16 protein-coding genes are annotated in these 19,684 nt (G+C 62.8%); all 16 read left to right on the forward strand.

Annotated elements, in window-relative coordinates; translation table 11 throughout:
- The first annotated feature begins 783 nt into the window (after positions 1-783).
- The 16 genes from OSC30_RS16195 to OSC30_RS16265 all read left to right on the forward strand — a co-directional run bounded on the left by OSC30_RS16195 (position 784) and on the right by OSC30_RS16265 (position 19,244).
- Positions 784-2,217 (forward strand): undecaprenyl-phosphate glucose phosphotransferase, encoded by a 1,434-nt coding sequence (locus OSC30_RS16195; RefSeq protein ID WP_267172884.1) that lies wholly within the window; start codon positions 784-786, stop codon positions 2,215-2,217.
- A gap of 76 nt (positions 2,218-2,293) precedes the next feature.
- A complete protein-coding gene (locus OSC30_RS16200; protein ID WP_267172885.1) occupies positions 2,294-3,646 on the forward strand; it encodes a UDP-glucose dehydrogenase family protein in 1,353 nt (450 codons plus the stop codon).
- Positions 3,636-4,979: a lipopolysaccharide biosynthesis protein gene (locus OSC30_RS16205; RefSeq protein ID WP_267172886.1), complete on the forward strand. Its 1,344-nt coding sequence runs from the start codon at positions 3,636-3,638 to the stop codon at positions 4,977-4,979. Before OSC30_RS16200 ends, OSC30_RS16205 begins: the two co-directional genes overlap by 11 nt.
- Before the next feature lie 5 nt (positions 4,980-4,984).
- A complete protein-coding gene (locus OSC30_RS16210) occupies positions 4,985-5,782 on the forward strand; it encodes a sulfotransferase family protein (protein ID WP_267172887.1) in 798 nt (265 codons plus the stop codon).
- 224 nt (positions 5,783-6,006) lie between these two features.
- Positions 6,007-7,137, forward strand: coding sequence for a hypothetical protein (locus tag OSC30_RS16215; protein WP_267172888.1), 1,131 nt, complete (start codon positions 6,007-6,009; stop codon positions 7,135-7,137).
- Positions 7,138-7,315: 178 nt separating this feature from the next.
- A complete protein-coding gene (locus tag OSC30_RS16220) occupies positions 7,316-8,035 on the forward strand; it encodes a glycosyltransferase (protein ID WP_267172889.1) in 720 nt (239 codons plus the stop codon).
- Complete coding sequence (locus tag OSC30_RS16225) at positions 8,032-8,832, forward strand: DUF1796 family putative cysteine peptidase (RefSeq protein WP_267172890.1); 801 nt, start codon at positions 8,032-8,034, stop codon at positions 8,830-8,832. The genes OSC30_RS16220 and OSC30_RS16225 overlap by 4 nt, the downstream gene beginning before the upstream one ends.
- A 119-nt stretch (positions 8,833-8,951) precedes the next feature.
- Positions 8,952-9,320: a hypothetical protein gene (locus OSC30_RS16925; protein WP_425474761.1), complete on the forward strand. Its 369-nt coding sequence runs from the start codon at positions 8,952-8,954 to the stop codon at positions 9,318-9,320.
- Positions 9,317-9,802: a glycosyltransferase gene (locus OSC30_RS16230; RefSeq protein WP_267172891.1), complete on the forward strand. Its 486-nt coding sequence runs from the start codon at positions 9,317-9,319 to the stop codon at positions 9,800-9,802. The genes OSC30_RS16925 and OSC30_RS16230 overlap by 4 nt, the downstream gene beginning before the upstream one ends.
- A 20-nt stretch (positions 9,803-9,822) precedes the next feature.
- Complete coding sequence (cysD, locus tag OSC30_RS16235; RefSeq protein WP_267172892.1) at positions 9,823-10,731, forward strand: sulfate adenylyltransferase subunit CysD; 909 nt, start codon at positions 9,823-9,825, stop codon at positions 10,729-10,731.
- On the forward strand, positions 10,731-12,644 hold the full coding sequence (gene cysN, locus OSC30_RS16240) for a sulfate adenylyltransferase subunit CysN (protein WP_267172893.1): 1,914 nt from the start codon (positions 10,731-10,733) through the stop codon (positions 12,642-12,644). The genes cysD and cysN overlap by 1 nt, the downstream gene beginning before the upstream one ends.
- Before the next feature lie 540 nt (positions 12,645-13,184).
- Positions 13,185-14,975, forward strand: coding sequence for an SLC13 family permease (locus OSC30_RS16245; protein ID WP_267172894.1), 1,791 nt, complete (start codon positions 13,185-13,187; stop codon positions 14,973-14,975).
- A gap of 66 nt (positions 14,976-15,041) precedes the next feature.
- On the forward strand, positions 15,042-15,965 hold the full coding sequence (locus OSC30_RS16250; protein WP_267172895.1) for an NAD-dependent epimerase/dehydratase family protein: 924 nt from the start codon (positions 15,042-15,044) through the stop codon (positions 15,963-15,965).
- Positions 15,966-16,196: 231 nt separating this feature from the next.
- On the forward strand, positions 16,197-17,177 hold the full coding sequence (gene galE / locus OSC30_RS16255; protein ID WP_267172896.1) for a UDP-glucose 4-epimerase GalE: 981 nt from the start codon (positions 16,197-16,199) through the stop codon (positions 17,175-17,177).
- A gap of 234 nt (positions 17,178-17,411) precedes the next feature.
- Positions 17,412-18,815 carry a mannose-1-phosphate guanylyltransferase/mannose-6-phosphate isomerase gene (locus OSC30_RS16260; protein ID WP_267172897.1) on the forward strand — a complete coding sequence of 468 codons (1,404 nt, stop codon included), beginning with the start codon at positions 17,412-17,414 and terminating at the stop codon, positions 18,813-18,815.
- 72 nt (positions 18,816-18,887) lie between these two features.
- Positions 18,888-19,244: a VanZ family protein gene (locus tag OSC30_RS16265; RefSeq protein WP_267172898.1), complete on the forward strand. Its 357-nt coding sequence runs from the start codon at positions 18,888-18,890 to the stop codon at positions 19,242-19,244.
- Positions 19,245-19,684 lie beyond the last annotated feature (440 nt).

A 19,684-nucleotide genomic window follows, 5' to 3' on the forward strand; every position in this document is an offset into this window, starting at 1 on the left:
ACCCAACGCAACCGCAGCCCAAAGCCCCCTCTCCCCCGGCACAGCCGGGGGAGAGGGTTGGGGAGAGGGGGAGGCCTTTCACTCGAACCCCGAAAATCCCGCGCTCGATCAACAGAACCGGCCAAAACCCCCGTCAACCCAACGCAACCGCAGCCCAAGCCCCCTCTCCCCCGGCACAGCCGGGGGAGAGGGTTGGGGAGAGGGGGAGGCCCTTCGCTCGCGAGCGAACACCCACGCAAATTCGAACCCGAAACCGGCAAAAACCCAAACAACGCACCAAGCCTGGCAGCCCAGGCGACAGCCTCAACCGAAACCCCAAGGCAGCCTCCCACCACGCACCTACCTGTACGTATCAAACCTGCGATACACGGGCATGTCGCGCCGTAGGTCGACTGACTAACATCCCCTTTGGGAACAGGGGTTTCCGGTGGTTGAGCCAACCACCCGACGGCAGCAAAAACACGACAAAGGCGGCGCGTCATCTCCGCGCCAGGCCGGCCGTGGCGTTGCGCCGCCAGCCACCCTCACCTCTGTCACCTGCCAAACCGCGCAAGCATGGCTTTCGTGGAGCGGCAAAACCGTGACCGACTCCGCAAAATTCTTGCAAGTCCCTTCACGTTTTGTTGATACTCGATCGCTGCCGTAAAAGCAGGGGTCGACCCGCGAGGGGGACTGGCAGCAACGCGATTCCGGGGGGTCCGGGTCGCTCGCCCCCGCGCAAGACAGGAGCGACACCACCTTGCGGCGGTGCCGCCCCAGGAAGGATTCAGGGGGCAGGACTCGATGTTCGCAATCGGCAACGGACTCGCGGAGCAACGCACCGCGACGGGATTCATTTCCAAATACGGCGCGCTGCTCGACATCCTGGTGCGCATCGGCGACGTGGCCATCGTGCTGCTGGCCGGTGCCGTCATCCACCGCCTGCGCTTCCACCTGCCGGTGCACATGCCCTACAGCGCGCAACTGCTGCGCGCCGGCGTACTGGTGCTGCTGATCTTCCCCGGCTTCCAGATCTACCGCAGCTGGCGCGGCGCCAGCCTGGGCGCGGAAGTGCTGCGCATCGCGCTGGCCTGGCTCACCGTCATGGGCCTGCTGATCGCCTGGGGCTGGGCCATCAAGGCCAACGAGGAATTCTCCCGCCTGTGGACCGGCGGCTGGTTCCTGGCCGCGCTGGTACTGATGGCCGGCAACCGCCTGATGGTGCGCGCCGCACTCGGCGTCGTGCGCGCCCGCGGCTGGGACCACCGCCGCATCGTGCTGGTAGGCGCCACCGCCGCCGGCGCCCGCGTACTGGCCGCCACCCGCAACAACCCGTGGCTGGGCATGGACGTGCAGGGCTACGTCGCCACCGACTACGACCAACTCGAGCAAACCGACGCCGATTGCCTGGGCGATTTCGAAAGCTTCCTGCAACGTCTTCGCAGCGATCCGCCCGATCAGATCTGGGTCGCCCTGCCGCTGCGCGCCGAGGCGCTGATCGAACGCCTGCTGGCCGCGACCTCGGACATTCCCACCGCCGTACGCCTCGTGCCCGACATGCTGGGCTACGAGCTGATCAATCAGAGCGCCGGCAGCATCGCAGGCGTGCCGGTGATCACCCTCCGCGGCAGCCGCATCGTCGGCCATGCGCGCGTGCTGAAGGCCATCGAGGACCGCGTGCTTGCCGCCGTGATCCTGTTCCTGCTGAGCCCTCTGATGCTGGCCATTGCCGTGGCGGTGAAGCTCAGCTCACCCGGCCCTGTGATCTACCGTCAAAAGCGTCACGGCCTCAACGGCAAGGAAATCGACGTCTGGAAGTTCCGTTCCATGCGCATGCATGCGGAACGCGACGGCAAGGTCACCCAAGCAACCAAAAAAGATCCGCGCGTCACTGCGCTCGGCCGCTTCCTGCGGCGTTCCAGCCTCGACGAACTTCCGCAGCTCATCAACGTGCTGCGCGGCGAAATGTCCATCGTCGGCCCTCGCCCGCACGCGGTGGAACACAACCGCGAATACAGCGAACAGCTACGCGGCTACATGCAGCGCCACGGGGCCAAGCCAGGCATTACCGGGCTGGCCCAGATCAAGGGATTCCGTGGTCAGACCGATACCTTGGACAAGATGGCGCAGCGGGTCCAGATGGACCTGCTCTACATCAACTCATGGAGCCTCTGGCTGGACCTGAAGGTCGTAGTCCTCACGCCCTGGGTTCTGCTCACCGGCAAGAACGCTTTTTAACCGCCGCTCGCCACGCGCGGCGGGTGCAACCCAATTCGGACGGCTGCCGGTGCGGCAGCAGTAATAGGTAAATGAAGTGCAGATCAGTATTTTTGGCACCGGCTATGTAGGGCTCGTCACCGGTACGTGCCTCGCCGAAGTTGGCAACCACGTCGTGTGCGTGGACGTGGACGCGACCAAGGTCGCGCGCCTGAAACAGGGCGAGGTACCGATCTTCGAGCCGGGCCTGGCGCCGATGGTCCAGCGCAACCATGAGAGCGGCCGGCTGGACTTCACCACCGAGGCCGCGCCCGCCGTGGCGCACGGCGACGTCATCTTCATCGCCGTCGGCACGCCGCCGGACGAGGACGGCAGCGCCGACCTGCGTTACGTGCTGGACGTGGCCCGCAGCATCGGCGCGCACCTGGACCGTTACGCGGTGGTGGTCAACAAGTCCACCGTGCCGGTGGGTACCGCCGACAAGGTGCGCGCCACGATCGCCCAGGCGCTGGCCGAGCGCGGTGCGGTGATCCCGTTCGACGTGGTCTCCAACCCCGAGTTCCTCAAGGAAGGCGACGCGGTGGAGGATTGCCTGCGCCCTGACCGCATCGTCATCGGCAGCTCCAGCGAGCGGGCGATCGGCGTGCTGCGCAAGCTGTATGCGCCGTTCAACCGCAACCACGACCGCACGGTGGTGATGGACGAGCGCTCGGCCGAGCTGACCAAGTACGCGGCCAACGCGATGCTGGCGACCAAGATCAGTTTCATGAACGAGATCGCCAACATCGCCGAGCGCGTGGGCGCGGACATCGAGGAAGTGCGCCGCGGCATCGGCGCCGACCCGCGCATCGGCTACCACTTCATCTACCCGGGCGCCGGCTACGGCGGCTCGTGCTTCCCCAAGGACGTGCAGGCGCTGGAGCGCACCGCGCGCACGGTGGACTACGAGGCCAAGCTGCTGGGCGCGGTGGAGGCGGTCAACCACGCGCAGAAGGGCAAGCTGTTCGAGCTGATCGAGCGGCACTACGGCGGCCAGCTGAAGGGCAAGACCGTGGCGTTGTGGGGCCTGGCGTTCAAGCCCAACACCGACGACATGCGCGAGGCCTCCAGCCGTCGCCTGATGGAGCAGCTGTGGGCCGCGGGCGCGACGGTGCGTGCGTTCGATCCGGAGGCGCGCGAGGAAACCACGCGCATCTACGGCGAGCGGGCCGACCTGGTGCTGTGCGAGGACGCGTACGAAGCACTGGAAGGGGCGGACGTGCTGGCCATCGTGACCGAGTGGAAGGCGTTCCGCGCGCCGGACTTCGCCGCCATCCGCGACACGCTCAAGGACCCGGCCATCTTCGACGGGCGCAACCTGTACGACCCGGCGCAGGTGGAGGAGGCGGGGCTGGCCTATTACGGCATCGGGCGCGGGCGTTCGCTGAGAGTCAGCGCCAATGCTGCATAGGTTTGTTCGGAACGCCGCTAGCGGAAGCATCCTTGCTTCTTCCGTGCGCACGTTCGTAACCCGCAGTTTAGTTGCGGTGGGATCCGTTTTACTAGCGATTGTAGTCGGGCGGGTTTGCGGAAGAGAAGGCTTGGGCTGGTTTTATCTATCACAGGCCGCACTATTGCTTGTTTCAATAATCGGGCGGCGGGGCTCGGACCAAGCTTTAATGAGATTCATGGTGGTTCGAGAGGGGGCCGTACATGGCGGGGCGTTCCTTCAGCAGGCACTGCGCTTCGGGGTGACCGCGAGCTCCGTTTTATCCGGTTTCATTGTTTGTTGCACTTTTGCGTGGCCAACCATCTTGGGTCACGAAGCCAGGCAGCTTCTCGTACCGACGGCGCTAGCGGTGATCCCATTTACCGCGGCATGGATTTACGCTGGGGGCTTCAAAGCGGCACGCAAGCCAAGTACGGCCTGCCTGTTCGAAAACGGGGCGGTATCCTTCCTTGCCGCCGTTCTCCTGTTTGGAATAAATAGTTACGCGCCGTCGAGCTGGCCCCGCTTGGCGCTGGCCGGTTGGAGCTTTTTTGCAGCTTCAACCATAACCTGCGCGATAGCCGTAGAAGTGCATCGCCGGACCGTTAGTGCGCCAACCGTCGAGAAGGTTTCCGGAAAGGAGTTCACTCGATCATGCAATGAGTTCGCGCTTATGACTGTCGTTGCGTTCTTTCAACAAAACGGTCGTATCTTCATCACTGGCGCCCTCCTTAGCGCAGGGGAGGTGGGACTCTTTAGCGCGGCAGAACGAGCAGCCCTTTTAATAGGCTTTGTGCAAGCGGCCTTAAATATGGTTGTTCCCCCAATTTTTTCAGATCGCCATCGAGTGGGCGATCTGCTCGGCTTGGAGCGGATTGCTCGAAAAGCTGCGCTCGGCGCAACTTTAGCGGTTGTGCCGCTCGTTGCTGCCTGTCTTGCTCTACCGGAGTTGATTTTAAAAGTCTTCGGCGAGGAGTTCGGGGCAGGCGCGAATGTTCTACGCATAATCGCACTGGCCCAACTAATTAACGTAGCAACTGGGTCGGTAGGTTTTGTGTTGAACATGACAGGCAACGAACGTTCCATGCGTAACCTAACGCTCACATCAACGGCCATTACCTTGGCTAGCTATCCCTTGCTGGTTTACTTCTGGGGACTCGTCGGTGCAGCAACTGGCCTAGTAGTAACCGCTTTAATACAAAATGGGGGGGCAGTGTACTTGGTTAGACGCAGGTTGGGGATTTGGACGCTTCCCGCGCTTGGCGTCCAGAGGAACGGCGAAGCCGGTGGCAAAAGCGGCGCGCTCGGGTGGTGAAAAATATGGACGCAGCAAGATACTTTTTCATTGTAGGCACGCCTCGTTCGGGAACCACGCTCCTACAATCCAAGATGGTTAACCACCTGAGCCTCTCCAGTTGTGAAGAAACCCACCTATTTCCGCGAATGCACCCAAGGGGCGCGCTTTCGCGAGAATTCTATACCGGTCGCCGCCAGCTAATACGGACGTACATATCTATTGCGGCGAGATACAACTTAGCTCAGACCAAAGAGATGCCGATGCTGGAGCGCTATCTCGATCTATTTCGGCGCATAACCGACAAGGAAGGCTCTCACGGGTTCCTGGAGAAAACACCCCGGCATTTGATTTATGTGCCACAGATAAAGAAGCATATACCGTCCGCTGTATTTGTTCATATCGTGCGCGACCGATACGAAACAGTACGTTCGCTTTGGATGGCCGCCAAGACGTACCCGCAACACTGGAGTGGAACGCGTACCATCCGAGCTTGCGTTGAGCGATGGGAAAGCGACCTGTTGTGCCATCAACAATATCTCGGCGCGGCTTCTCATTACTTTGTTGACTACGCCCGCTTTGTTCAACATCCGACAGAGATTCTCTCAAAGCTCAGCGGCTTGATAAGCATTCCGATGCGGAAAAGGGTCGTGGACTTGGATAGCCTTATATCACCAGCGGAGTCCTGGAAAAAGAACGTTGCTTTACCGGTGGGAACCACGAGCAGCTATAATTTTATGGCCCGCGCTGATTTTGAGAGAATGTTCCCCGATGGGCGGCGGTCAGATCTTCTGATGGAGAGGATCAAAAAGCAGTGTCTCTAAACCGCATCTTAATCGCCATAGCTTTTGCCTCTATATACGTGCTTAACTTCGTTGGCCTGATAGTCGTAACGGTTACAGGGGGCCAGTCCCATTTTAGTTTTCTAAAATATCTGGTGGTTGTGTTTCCGGCTTTGATATTGCTAGTCCGTCAGCGGGTGATTAGGTCCTATGCCTTTACCCCTATGGGCCTGTATCTAATCTTGGTCACGACATATGGCATCGGGATGACTGCCGTCCGTGGCGGGACCTTGGGTAGCTTGTTCGAAAACATGCAGTTCGTTTTTTTCGTGCCGTTTGCATATTTTGTGGGCGCCTCCCTTTATCACTTCGACAAATCCGCCGGAGAACGGCTACTCCCCTATGTCGTACTAGCCGTTGCAGTGCTAGCGCTGTTTGTCGGCTACCTTGAGCATTTCTTGGGTTCAGATTTTTGGGGACAATTTGATCTTAGGAACTTTTACCTAGCAATATCAAATAACGAGGACCCGATATCCCCTGAGTACGGGCTTCCCCGAAGCTGGATTGACTGGGATTTTGTAGATCTTACGGGAACAGCCTTTCCCAGGATGGTGTCCTTTTTTATTGATCCCGTGGGCTTGGGCAGGTTTTTCTCGATCGCTCTCCTCCTTTGCACGTTTCTTTATCGAAGCCGCGTAAAATGGGAAAGTCGTATAGCTTTGATAGCTCTTATAGGGTGCTTGTTTGGCGGTGTGTTCTTTACCCTATCTAAGGGCGGTCTTTTGACGATAGCCTTTTTTATGGCCATACGTCTGGTTGGGTTTAGGCTGACTGCCGCCTGCCTGGTGGTAGCCTCCTTAGCCGTAAATATTCTGATAGTGACCGGCCAGGGAGCGTTTCTGGGCCCCTCTGTTGCGAACCATTTTTCTAACGTGGCGGTTGGCTTTGCCTCCCTTGGCACATCCCCCTTGGGTGATGGGCTAGCGACCAACCACGTGTCAGTGGCAAGCGAGCTAAGCTCAGAAGGGGCGGTTAGTGACAACTACCTCGGCAAGTCTGAGGGCTCCGTTGCTGTTTATGCCATCACGCTTGGCTGGGTCGGCATATTTGCGTACCTACTTCTCTTTTATCAGTTTTGGATTATTTCCAGAACAAACAGCTACACGCTACGTTGGTCGGCTGAATTATGTCTCAGTATTCTTCTAACTAGCTTGTTTGCGCACTCTGCCTTCTCGTTAGTTGGCACGGGAGTAGCGTTTGTAATCGCCGGGGTAAGTCATGAAGCAATCAGGATTTCGAAACAGGCCGGGAATTTTCATCTCTTGGGGAAAAGACATAGTCAGAGCGCGGTCGATGTGTCAACGGCTGGGATTTCGCGATGTGCACCTTCGTCCTAAGTTCGGCATGCGGGCCTTAAAACCAGTCGACTATGCCCTCGCCTTTATATCTTCGTTATGGCGCGCTCACCGTTGGCTCACTAAAGAGCCAGAAGGTCTGCTATTACTAACTCTGCCCCCGACTCTAATCATTTATATGGTGCCCTTTCTGAGTTGGCGCCATCCAAGGTGCACCATCGTGGCTGACTGCCATAATGGAGCACTGCGCCCACTATGGCTCGCGCTGCCTTTTGTTAAGAGAATATTAAAAGCTCACTGTGAAGTCGTGGCTCACAATCCCATGATCGCCAAGCAGTTCTCGGAGGCGTTGGCAATGCCGGTGCGCGTTCTCTCAGATCCGCTGCCTAGTGAGGCTACCGAACTTGGCAGCAACGACATGCAAAAGCACGATATGGTTGTGCTGGTGCCGCTTTCATATAGAAAGGATGAACCACTGGAGGAACTAGCTCAAGCTATTTCACGGTTGGCTGGGCACGAGCGAATTCGGTTTGTATTAACCGGTAACTACGCACGAGCTCAATGGTTCTATCGCTCGCTGGTTGGTTTGCCGAATGTGAGGTTCACGGGATATACATCTCTCTCCGAATATTTCGGTTTGCTCGCAAAAGCTGATGTAATTGTTTGCCTAACCACGGACGAGTCCGTCCAAATGTGTGCCCTAAATGAAGCTCTTGGCTATGCGAAGGCTGTTGTCCGCTCATCAACCGCCACTCTCGATGAAATGTATCCGGGGTTGGGTATGACAGTCGACAACACGGCAGAGAGCTTTATAAAAGTGATCCCGAGGGCGTGCGAGCGTAGTGAGGAACTGTCGGAGGGAGCGAGAAGCTTTCGCGAGATATACGAAGCAGGCTGGAAGAAATCTTTCAGTGAGTTGGAAATGGTGGAAGTACGATGATGTGGCGGAGCGCAGGGTTTTTACGGCGCATAGCTAGTCGCGGCGGTAGCGAAGGCGGTCGAGAAATAAGCCAAACCATTGCCAAAGAGTACATGCAAAGCATATCTGATGTTTGCGTGCAGCTCACTCGGCTTAAGCTAGGGGCGCAAACAACCATATCATTAGGACAGAACTGTTCAGCCGCGTGGTATATAAAGCAAACCGGCTTGAAGGAAGCGTCTTACCCTTTCGACTGGATATTTAGCTCTGCTGATATCGTTCTGGACGCCATCGATTCAGACTTCTGTCATTTTCTAGACCGAGATTTGATCCAGTCGAAGGGTGGCAAGGCGGGACACAGACGCTATCACAGTAGCCTGTTTAACCATAAAAACCCTGTCTCCTCGCCAGAGGCTTTTTCCTACTATCAGCGATCTGTCTCTCGGTTCAGAAATCTTGCTGGGCAGGATCAGGTGGATTTCGTAACTATGATTCTGCTGGATGCTGAGCAGAGACCCGACTGGCTGCACGGGTTCCCTGGGGGGCAGTTTCCTTCGCCGTCGAACCAGTCTTGGGTCGACTACACCGGGGTGGTTCTTCGGCTGCAAGACGCGGTACGCGAGCCTAAATTTTTATTCGTTCTCCAAGACCGCCCATGCCATAGGCCGCGGATGAGATTTGAAATGCCCGAGGCCAATATTGGCGTAGTTCACTGGAGACCGTTCGGCCCCAATAACGGTGTGTATTTTTCTCATCCCACGGACGATTTCGCCATAAAGCGGGTGCTCGCGACGGGCTATGACGGAGCTAACGCATGAGCGCGCCTTTTAGCGGAGATACTGGTAAGGGAAAGTTTGCCTCTAGGCGCGTGCTCGCGGTCGCTTCTGCCGGCGGACACTGGACGCAACTACTGCGTTTGCGTCCGGCTTTCGAAGGAATGCTGGTTTGTTACGCCACAACCAGTAGGAGTTGTGCTGACCAAGTTGATGGCGATAGGTCGTTCGTTGTTCGGGAAGCTAACTGGACAAACAAGTGGGCGCTCATGTTTTCAGCCCTCCAAATGGCACTCATTGTTGTCCGCATTCGGCCGCATGTCGTTCTTACTACGGGGGCGGCACCCGGCTACTTCGCGCTTGTATTTGGGAAGATGATGCGCGCTAAAACTATTTGGATTGACAGTGTCGCGAACGCGGAAGAAATGTCATTGGCTGGCAGCAGAGTCAGGCCGTGGGCGGACCAGTGGCTCACGCAGTGGCGGGAGATAGCTGATGCGGAGGGGCCTCGTTATTTGGGGTCCGTTTTATGATCTTTGTTTCCGTGGGGACCCAATTGCCGTTCGACCGATTGATCAGTGCGATCGATAATTGGGCTGCCGTTCACCCTGATATGGAAATTTTTGGGCAGATTGGAAGATGCACGTATGTGCCGCGGAGTTTTAAATCCGCTCCATTCTTAAATGCTAAAGAAATTGATTTTTTATATGGACGCGCGGCACTTGTCGTCGGGCACGCGGGCATGGGCACTATCTTGGGCGCGCTCACACACAGTAAGCCAATAATAGTTATGCCAAGAATCGCTCAAAATGGTGAGCACCGCAACGAACATCAAACTGCAACCATTCGCCGGCTTGAGTCCATCAAAGGTGTACACATTGCACGGGAACAGGCTGATCTTTTTCGCATGCTGGATGCATTCAAGGAGCGAGGGCTAGAGGGTGGTGAGCTTAGTGGAAGCGCGCCCCCGGCCTTCATTTGGGCTATACGAGAACTATTGGTTGACGATGCATGATGCTTAGCAGGGTGAATAATATGATGATCGATCGTGACAGCGGGCTTCGCGCGCTTGAGGCTGAAAGCATACGAGTTATTCGTGAGGTAGCGTCGGAGTTTGCGAACCCAGTCTTTCTCTATTCCATAGGCAAAGACTCGTCTGTATTGTTGCACTTGTTGTATAAGGCGTTTTATCCAGCCAGCCCACCTATTCCCCTGTTGCACGTTGACACTACCTGGAAATTCCGCGAGATGATCTCCTTTAGGGATCGTCGTTCCCGTGAAATGGGTTGTCGGTTGTTAGTCCACACTAACGAGGACGGGGTTCGCCAAGGTGTTGGGCCCTTCACTCACGGCTCCGCCGTGCATACCGACGTGATGAAAACACAGGCGCTTAAACAGGCGCTGGATAAATATAAGTTCGATGCAGCTATCGGGGGCGCTCGGCGTGACGAGGAAAAGTCGCGTGCCAAGGAGCGCGTATTCTCCTTTCGAAATGCGCAGCATCGTTGGGATCCGAAAAACCAGCGGCCTGAGCTTTGGAGCCTATACAACGCTCGGGTTCATAAGGGCGAAAGTGTGCGGGTGTTTCCGCTTTCTAACTGGACCGAATTAGATATATGGCTTTACATTTACCGTGAAAAGATTGAGGTTCCCTCGCTGTACTTGGCCAAAGAGCGACCTGTGGTCGAGCGAGATGGGATGTTGATTATGGTAGACGACGCCCGAATGCCGCTTTTCCCCGGTGAAACTCCCTTAATGCGTAGGGTCCGCTTCCGCACATTGGGTTGTTATCCGCTCACTGGCGCGATCGAGTCCGAGGCGGACACTCTTCCGAAGGTTATCCAAGAGATGCTGGTTGCCCGCACCTCTGAGCGACAGGGGCGCGTTATTGACCAAGATTCTTGGGCATCGATGGAGAAGAAGAAGCAGGAGGGGTATTTCTGATGGGCATCGAACTGGACGCGGCGACGGCCATCGACGCCTACCTGCAGCAGCACGAAACCAAGAGCCTGCTGCGCTTCATCACCTGCGGCAGCGTGGACGATGGCAAGAGCACGCTGCTGGGGCGCCTGCTATACGACACCAAGCTGTTGTTCGACGACCAGCTGGCGGCGCTGGAGGGCGACAGCCGGCGTCATGGCACGCAGAACGGCGAGCTGGATTTCGCCTTGCTGGTCGATGGCCTGTCGGCCGAGCGCGAGCAGGGCATCACCATCGACGTGGCGTACCGCTTCTTCAGCACCGACCAGCGCAAGTTCATCGTCGCCGACTGTCCCGGACACGAGCAGTACACCCGCAACATGGCCACCGGCGCCTCCACGGCGGACCTGGCCGTGGTGCTGGTCGATGCGCGCAAGGGGCTGCTCACGCAGACCCGCCGGCACACTTATATCTGCGGCCTGCTGGGCATCCGCCACGTGTTGCTGGCGGTGAACAAGATGGATCTGGTCGAGTACGGCGAAGCGGTGTTCCGCCGCATCGAGGCCGACTATCGCGAGCTGGCGGCGCAGATGGGCGTGCCGCACGTCACCGCCATTCCGCTGTCGGCGCTGCGCGGCGACAACGTCAGCAGCCGCTCGCAGCAGATGGCGTGGTTCGGCGGGCCCAGCCTGTTGCAGCACCTGGAGACGGTGCAGGTGGCGCGGCCGGCCAGTGCGCTGGGCTTCCGCATGCCGGTGCAGTGGGTGTGCCGGCCGGACCAGGGCTTCCGCGGCTACGCGGGCCAGGTGGTCGCGGGTTCCATTGCACCGGGCGACGAGGTAGTGGTGCTGCCGGCCGGGGTGCGCTCGAAGGTGGCGCGCATCGTCACCGCCGATGGCGACCTGCACCGCGCGACCGACGGCGATGCGGTCACGCTCACGCTGGCCGACGAGCGCGACATCAGCCGCGGCGACGTCATTGCCGCCGCCAGCCAGCCGCCGCAGGTGGCCGACCAGTTCGCTGCGCACCTGCTGTGGATGGACGAGGCGGCGCTGCTGCCGGGCCGGCCGTACTGGCTGAAGATCGGCACGCGCACGGTCACCGCGCAGATCACCGAGATCAAGCATCGCGTGGACGTGAACACGCAGGCCCGGCGACCGGCCAAGCGGCTGGAGCTCAACGAGGTGGGCTACTGCAACCTCAGCCTGGACCACGCGATCGCGTTCGAGCCGTACGCGCAGTGCCGCGAGCTGGGCGCCTTCATCCTGATCGACCGCCAGACCAACGCCACCATCGCCGCCGGCACGTTGGACTTCGCGCTGCGCCGCGCCGAGAACATCCACTGGCAGCACCTGGAGGTGGACCGGGTCGCGCGGGCGCGCATCAAGGGCCAGCAGCCGGCGTGCCTGTGGTTCACCGGCCTGTCCGGCTCGGGCAAGTCCACGGTGGCGAACCTGGTGGAAAAGCGCCTGCACGCGATGGGCTATCACACGTATCTGCTGGACGGCGACAACGTACGCCATGGCCTGAATCGCGATCTGGGCTTCACCGAGGAAGATCGCGTGGAAAACATCCGCCGCGTGGCGGAGGTCTCCCGGCTGATGGTGGACGCCGGGCTGATCGTGCTGGTGTCCTTCATCAGCCCGTTCCGCAGCGAGCGGCGCATGGCGCGCGCGCTGTTCGGGGAAGGGGAGTTCCTGGAGGTGTTCGTCGACACGCCGCTGGACGTCTGTGCCCAGCGCGACCCGAAGGGGCTGTACGCGAAGGCGCGGGCCGGGGAGATCAAGAACTTCACCGGCATCGACTCGCCCTACGAAGCCCCGGAAGACCCGGAGCTGCGCCTGGACACCACCGGCACCCCGGTGGACGTGCTGGCGCAGCGGGTCATCGAAACCTTGCTGGCATCGCAGGAGGAAAAACCGCAAACCCCCCGCTAGCCAGCCGGCAAATCGGACATGGTTGGAGTTATCGCAAGACGGCACGGACGCCACCCGCGCGCCGCCCTGGCTCCCTCTCCCCTCCGGGGAGAGGGCTGGGGTGAGGGGCCAAGGCTTGCGGGAAAACCCACCCAAGCCCAGGCCCCTGTAGGAGCGCACTGGGGCGTGACCCCGAACCACCCGGTCGCGCCCAAGTGCGCTCCTACAGGGAGTCACCGGCAAATCGGACATGGTTGGAGTTATCGCAAGACGGCACGGACACCACCCGCACGACGCCTTGGCTCCCTCTCCCCTCCAGGGGAGATCGCTGGGTGAGGGGCCAAGGCTTGCGGGGAAACCCACCCAAGCCCCAGCCCCCTGCAGGAGCCACCGGCTGACCAGGACGTTGTCGGAGGTAGAGCAAGCGGCCAGGGCCGGCCGGCAGCAAGCACGATGGCCAGTACGCCATCACCGCGACACGGTGTCATCCCGCCTCGGCGGAATGACGGGTAAGACAGATGTGGCCTTGGGGCCCAAACCCCCCATCCACGGAGACGCGACTTGGCAGTACCCACTTTTACCGATCTGGGCTATGGCGCCTGGCTGACCCTTGCGGTGGTGGCCGGGGCGCTGGCGTTGCTGGTGTGGGAGCGCTTTTCGCCGTGGAAGGTGATGGCCGGCGCGGTGCTGGTGCTGCTGGCCAGCGGCGTGCTGGCGCCGGCCGACGCGGTGGCCGGTTTCACCAACACGGCGGTGTTGACGGTGGGCGTGCTGTTGATCGTGGTGGCGGCGCTGCGCACCACGGGGGCGATCCGCTGGGTGGGCGCGTGGGTGCTGGGTCGGCCGCGCGGCGTGTTGCTGGCGCAGTCGCGGTTGATCGGCGTGGCCTCCACGCTCAGCGCGTTCATCAACAACACGCCGGTGGTGGCCATGCTCACCGCGGCGGTCGAGGACTGGAGCCGGCGCTCGCGCATCCCGGTGTCCAAGCTGCTGCTGCCGCTGAGCTACGCGACCATCCTGGGCGGCCTGTGCACGCTGATCGGCACCAGCACCAACCTGATCGTGATGGGCCTGATGAAGGCCTACCCGGAGCTGCCGACACTGCGGATGTTCGACCCGGCCTGGGTCGGCCTGCCGGCGGCGGTGTGCGGCTGCGTGTACCTGCTGACGGTAGGGCGCTGGCTGCTGCCCGATCGCCGCACCGCGGTGGACCAGGCGCGCGAGACCCGCGAGTACGTGCTGGAGATGCGCGCCGACGCCGCCGGCCCGCTGGTGGGTCGCAGCCTGGTGGATGCGGGCCTGCGCCGGCTGGCCGGCGCGTTCCTGGTGGAGGTGCAGCGCGACGGCATGCTGCTGGCGGCGGTCACGCCCGACACCGTGCTGCAGGGCAACGACCAGCTGGTGTTCGTGGGCGTGGCCGACGGGCTGAGCGAATTGCGCCAGTTGCCGGGCCTGAAGCATGCCACCGACGAGGTGTTCCGGATCGGCAGCGGCAGCGGGCGGCATTTCGTCGAGGTGGTGCTTTCGCGCATGGCGCCGGTGGTCGGGCAGAGCGTGCGCGCGGCGCGCTTCCGTAATCGCTATGGCGCGGTAGTGGTGGCGGTCAATCGCCACGGGCGGCAGCTGGCGCGCAAGCCGGGCGACATCGTGCTGCAGGCCGGCGACACCCTGCTGCTGGAGGCGCCGCCCTCGTTCGTGCGCGATTTTGCGCAGTCGCACGACTTTCTGATGGTGAACCTGGTCGACGACACGCCGCCGGTGCAGCCCCGGCACGCGCTGGTGGCGCTGGGCATCCTGGGCGCGATGATCCTGGCCAACGTGGCGCTGGGCGTGGACATCTTCGTATCGGCGGTGGTCGCCGCGGTCGCGGTCGTGCTGACCGGCTGCGTGAGCCTGCGCCAGGCCGCCCGCGCGGTGGACGTGCCGTTGCTGGTGGTCATCGCCTGCGCGCTGGCGGTCGGCACCGCGATCGGGCAGACCGGCGTGGCCGATGCCACGGCGCATGTGCTGATGCGGCTGGGCCAGTCCGATCCGCTGTGGACGCTGGCGCTGATGTATGTGCTGACGATGGTGTTCACCGAGGTGATCACCAACAACGCGGCGGCGGTGCTGATGTTCCCGGTGGGCATAGCCGCGGCGCACCAGTTGGGCGTCCATCCGATGCCGTTCGTCATCGCGGTGATGGTGGGTGCCTCGGCCAGCTTCATTACGCCGCTGGGCTACCAGACCAACATGATGGTCTACGGCCCCGGCGGTTACCGGTTCATGGATTACGTGCGCGTGGGCACGCCGCTGTCGATCGTGGTCGGCGCGGTGGTGCTGTGGGTGACGCCTTTGGTCTGGCCGTTCTGAGGCGGGTTGCCGCTCGTCGGCCCGAACGGTTGTTTGCACCTGAAAAAGGTTGCGGGGGGAAGAGATATGGACCTGGATGCGCGCGTTCTCGTGGTGGGGCAGTGCGGCTGGGTGGGGAGCGCGGTGGCGCGTCGCCTGTGGGCGGCGGGCTTCAACGACGTGCGGCTGATCGAGCCGCGCGAACTGGACCTCACGCGGCAAGGGGCGGTGGAGGCGTTCTTTTTGAAGGAACGCCCGCAATACGTATTTCTGGTAGGTGCGCGCGGGGCGGCCGAGGGCGATGGCGGGCGGCTGGGCGATCCGCTGCGCGAGAGCCTGGCGGTGCAGGCCAACGTGATCCATGCGGCGTGGCGGGCGGCGGTGCAGAAGTTCTGCTTCATCGTTTCCTCCGGCATGTACCCCGCGCAGCCGCTGCCGCCGATGCGCGGCGGCGCGTTGCTGACCACTGCGCTGGAGCCGGACCACGAAGGCCCGGCCATCGCCCAGCTCGCCGGCCTGCGCCTGTGCCAGGTCTACCGGCGGCAGTACCGCTTCGACGCGATCAGCTTGGTGCCGGCGGAGCTGTACGGCCCCGGCGACCGGCTGGTCGGCGACAAGCCGTTCCTGCCGGCGCTGATCCGCCGCATGCACCGGGCCAGCAGGGTGCGGGCGCCGGAGGTGGTGCTGGACGCGGTGCCGCCGCGCGAGTTCCTGCAGGTGGACGACCTGGCCGACGCGGCGCTGTTTGCGATGTGCCGCTACAGCGACGACATTCCGATGAACGTGGGCGCGGAGGCCATCGGCATCTACGACCTGGGCGAGATGGTGGCCGGCGCGGTCGGCTATGGCGGCCGCATCGCCGTGCAAGGCGTGCTCTCGGCGCCGCCCGGCTCGTCGGCGGATGTGCTGCAGTTGAGCGCACTGGGCTGGACGCCCTGCATGCCCCTGCGCCTGGGCGTGGCGCAAACCTGCGCCTGGTTCCTGGCACGCACCGAAGAAGTCCCGGCGTAGGGTGGGCTTCAGCCCACCATGTGGCAACGGAGCGGTGGGCTGAAGCCCACCCTACGGTGGTCGCGGGTGATGGGCGATCTGGAACCGATGCGTGGTCGTGCCGCGCAAGGGAAAAGTGGGGAAGCGTTGACGAGGTAGGGTGGGCTTCAGCCCACCATGCGGCAACGGAGCGGTGGGTTGAAGCCCACCCTACGGTGGGTCGCGAGTGATAGACGATATGGAACCGATGCGATGACGCTTGAAGTACTCGTTTGTGGTGGCGCGGGCTATATCGGCTCGCACGCGGCGCGCTGGCTGGCCGAGGCGGGCCACCGCGTGACGGTGCTGGACAACCTGTCCACCGGCCACCGCGAGGCGGTGCGCTGGGGCGAGCTGGTGGCAGCGGATATCCGCGACCGCCAGGCGCTGGACCGTGTGTTCGCCGCGCGCCGCTACGACGCCGTGATGCATTTCTGCGCGCTGTCGCTGGTGGGCGAGTCGATGGCGCGTCCCTACGCCTACTACGACAACAACGTCGCCGGCACGCTGACCCTGCTCGAAGCGATGCGCCAGGCGGACGTGCAGCGGCTGGTGTTTTCCTCCACCGCCGCGGTGTTCGGCATGCCGCAGCAGGCGCTGATCGAGGAGGACCATCCCGCCGCGCCGATCAACCCGTACGGCGCGAGCAAGCTGATGGTCGAGCGCATGCTGGCCGACGCGGCGCTGGCGTACGGGCTGCGCTCGGTGGCGTTGCGCTACTTCAATGCGGCCGGCGCCACGCCGTCGGCGCAGATCGGCGAATCGCACTCGCCGGAAACGCACCTGATCCCGAACGCGTTGCGCGCCGCGGCGGGCACGGGCGATCCGCTGCGGCTGTTCGGCAACGACTACCCCACGCGCGACGGCACCTGCGTGCGCGACTACGTGCACGTGGACGACCTGGCCGCGGCGCATGCGGCGGCGCTGGATTACCTGGACGGGCACGCCGGCGCGCACCGCTTCAACCTGGGCAACGGGCAGGGTTTCAGCGTGCTGGAAGTAACCGGCGCGGTGCGCGAGGTCACCGGACGCGAGCTGCCGTTCGAATGGCAGCCGCGGCGCGCGGGCGATCCGCCGACGCTGGTGGCGTCCAGCGCGCGGGCGCGGGAACAGCTGGGATGGAACCCGCGCTACACCGACCTGCGCGAAATCATCGCCACCGCCTGGCGCTGGCACAGCCACCCGCGGTTCTGAACAACCCCGCGTTGGGCTCCCTCTCCCCTCCGGGGAGAGGGCCGGGGTGAGGGGCCAAGGCTTGCGGGGGAATCCCATCAGGCCCGACCGCTTGCAGGAGCGCCCCTGGCGCGACCGCAACCCCCCACAGCCAGAAACCTTTCGAAACCATTTCACCGACAATAGCAACCGACTCGAAGAACACATGCATCGCCGCTCGCCACACAGGCGCGGCAATCAGTTGAAGGAGAACCCATGATCCCCGTCATCCTTTCCGGCGGCTCCGGCACGCGGCTCTGGCCGCTGTCGCGCGAAGCCTATCCGAAGCAATTCCTGCCGCTGGTGGGCAAGGACACGATGCTGCAATCCACCTGGCTGCGCATCGCGCCGCTGGCATCGGCGGCGCCGCTGGTGGTGGCCAATGAAACGCATCGCTTCATGGTGGCCGAGCAGTTGCGCCAGGTCGGCTGCGTGCCGTCGGCGATCCTGCTGGAGCCGGTCGGGCGCAACACTGCGCCGGCGATTGCGGTGGCTGCGTTGCAGTCGATGGCCGAGGGTGCCGACCCTCTGCTGCTGGTGCTGCCGTCCGATCACGTGATCGCCGACGCGGCCGCGTTCCAGGCCGCCGTGCGCCAGGCCGAGCCGGCGGCCAGCCAGGGGCGGCTGGTCACCTTCGGCATCGTGCCGTCGGGGCCGGAGACCGGCTATGGCTACATCCGCGCGGGGGCGCCGCTGGTCGATGGCGTGCGCGCGGTGGCGCAGTTCGTGGAGAAGCCGGACGAGGCCACGGCGCGCGACTACGTGGCGTCGGGCGAGTACGCCTGGAACAGCGGCATGTTCCTGTTCCGCGCCTCGGTGTTCCTGGCCGAACTGGAGCGCCAGCAGCCGGCGATGCTGGCCGCCTGCCGCGCCGCGCTGGAAGGCGCCAGCCGCGACGCCGACTTCGTGCGGCTGGACAAGGCCGCCTTCGCCGCCTGTCCGTCCGATTCGATCGACTACGCGGTGATGGAACACACCGACGCAGCGGCCGTGCTGCCGATCGACGTGGGCTGGAACGACCTGGGCAGCTGGTCGGCGCTGTGGGAAGTGGCCGAGCAGGATGGCAACGGCAACGCCCACCACGGCGATGTCGTCGCGCAGGATTGCCGCAACACGCTGGCCTGGGGCAGCGGCCGGCTGGTCGCGCTGCTGGGCTTGGAAGACGTGGTGGTGGTCGACACCGCCGACGCGGTGCTGGTGGCGCACAAGGACCGGGTGCAGGACGTCAAGTCGATCGTCGCCCGACTCAAGGCCGCCGGCCGCAACGAGCCCACCTGCCACCGCAAGGTGTACCGGCCGTGGGGCAGCTACGACTCGATCGACATGGGCGGGCGGTTCCAGGTCAAGCGCATCACCGTCAAGCCCGGCGCCAGCCTGAGCCTGCAGATGCATCACCACCGCGCCGAACACTGGGTGGTGGTCAGCGGCACCGGCCGCGTCACCCGCGGCGACGAAGTGCTGACCCTGAGCGAGAACCAGAGCACCTACATCCCGCTGGGCGTGAAGCACCGCCTGGAGAACCCCGGGCGGTTGCCGCTGGAGCTGATCGAGGTGCAGTCGGGCAGCTACCTGGGCGAAGACGACATCGTGCGCTTCGAGGATGTGTACGGGCGTGGCTGACACGGCGCGCTGCTGCGATGAAGTGGCCCCGCGTGGCTGACGCCCCGCGCCGGTTCGACAATCGGGTCGCGCGTGGCTGACGCTCCGCGCCCAGTGATCGCCGTGCTCGGCGGGGCCGTGTTGTTGGCGCTGTCGGTGCTGTACTGCCTCCCCGGCCATCCCAGCACGCACATGAGTGGCTGGGATGAAGCCGCGCACGTGGCGTTGTTCGGCGTGGTCGCGTGGGTCGGCGGGTGGCTGCTGCGCAAGGCGTGGCCGTTCGCACTCATGGCCGCGCTGGGCGTGCTGCTGGAAGTCGTGCAATGGCACCTCGGCGGCTACGCCCGCCTGGAAATCCCCGACATCCTCGCCAACGAAGCCGGCGTCGCCCTGGCCTACCTCCTCCGCCGCAAAAGCTCCCTCTCCCCTCCGGGGAGAGGGCTGGGGTGAGGGGCCAAGGCTTGCGGGGAATCCGGCTGAGACGTGGTGAAGAAAACCCACGCCCGCCCGATGAGCACCAAGGCAAGCCCCGGCCCCTCACCCCAACCCTCTCCCCGAAGGGGAGAGGGAGCCAAGTCGCGCCACTGCCAGAACCCACACCCTCACCGACACCCAAAAGCTCCCTCTCCCCTCCGGGGAGAGAGCTGGGGTGAGGGGCCAAGGCTTGCGGGGAATCCGGCTGAGACGTGGTGAAGAAAACCCACGCCCTGCTCGATGAGCGCAAGGCAAGCCCCGCCCCCCTCACCCCAACCCTCTCCCCGAAGGGGAGAGGGAGCCAAGCGCGGCATGGCCAGAACCCACACCCTGACTGACACCCAAAAGCTCCCTCTCCCCTCCGGGGAGAGGGCCGGGGTGAGGGGCCAAGGCTTGCAGGGAATCCGGCTGAGACG

Source organism: Frateuria hangzhouensis (assembly GCF_026410505.1).
Classification (GTDB): Bacteria; Pseudomonadota; Gammaproteobacteria; order Xanthomonadales; family Rhodanobacteraceae; genus Frateuria_A; species Frateuria_A hangzhouensis.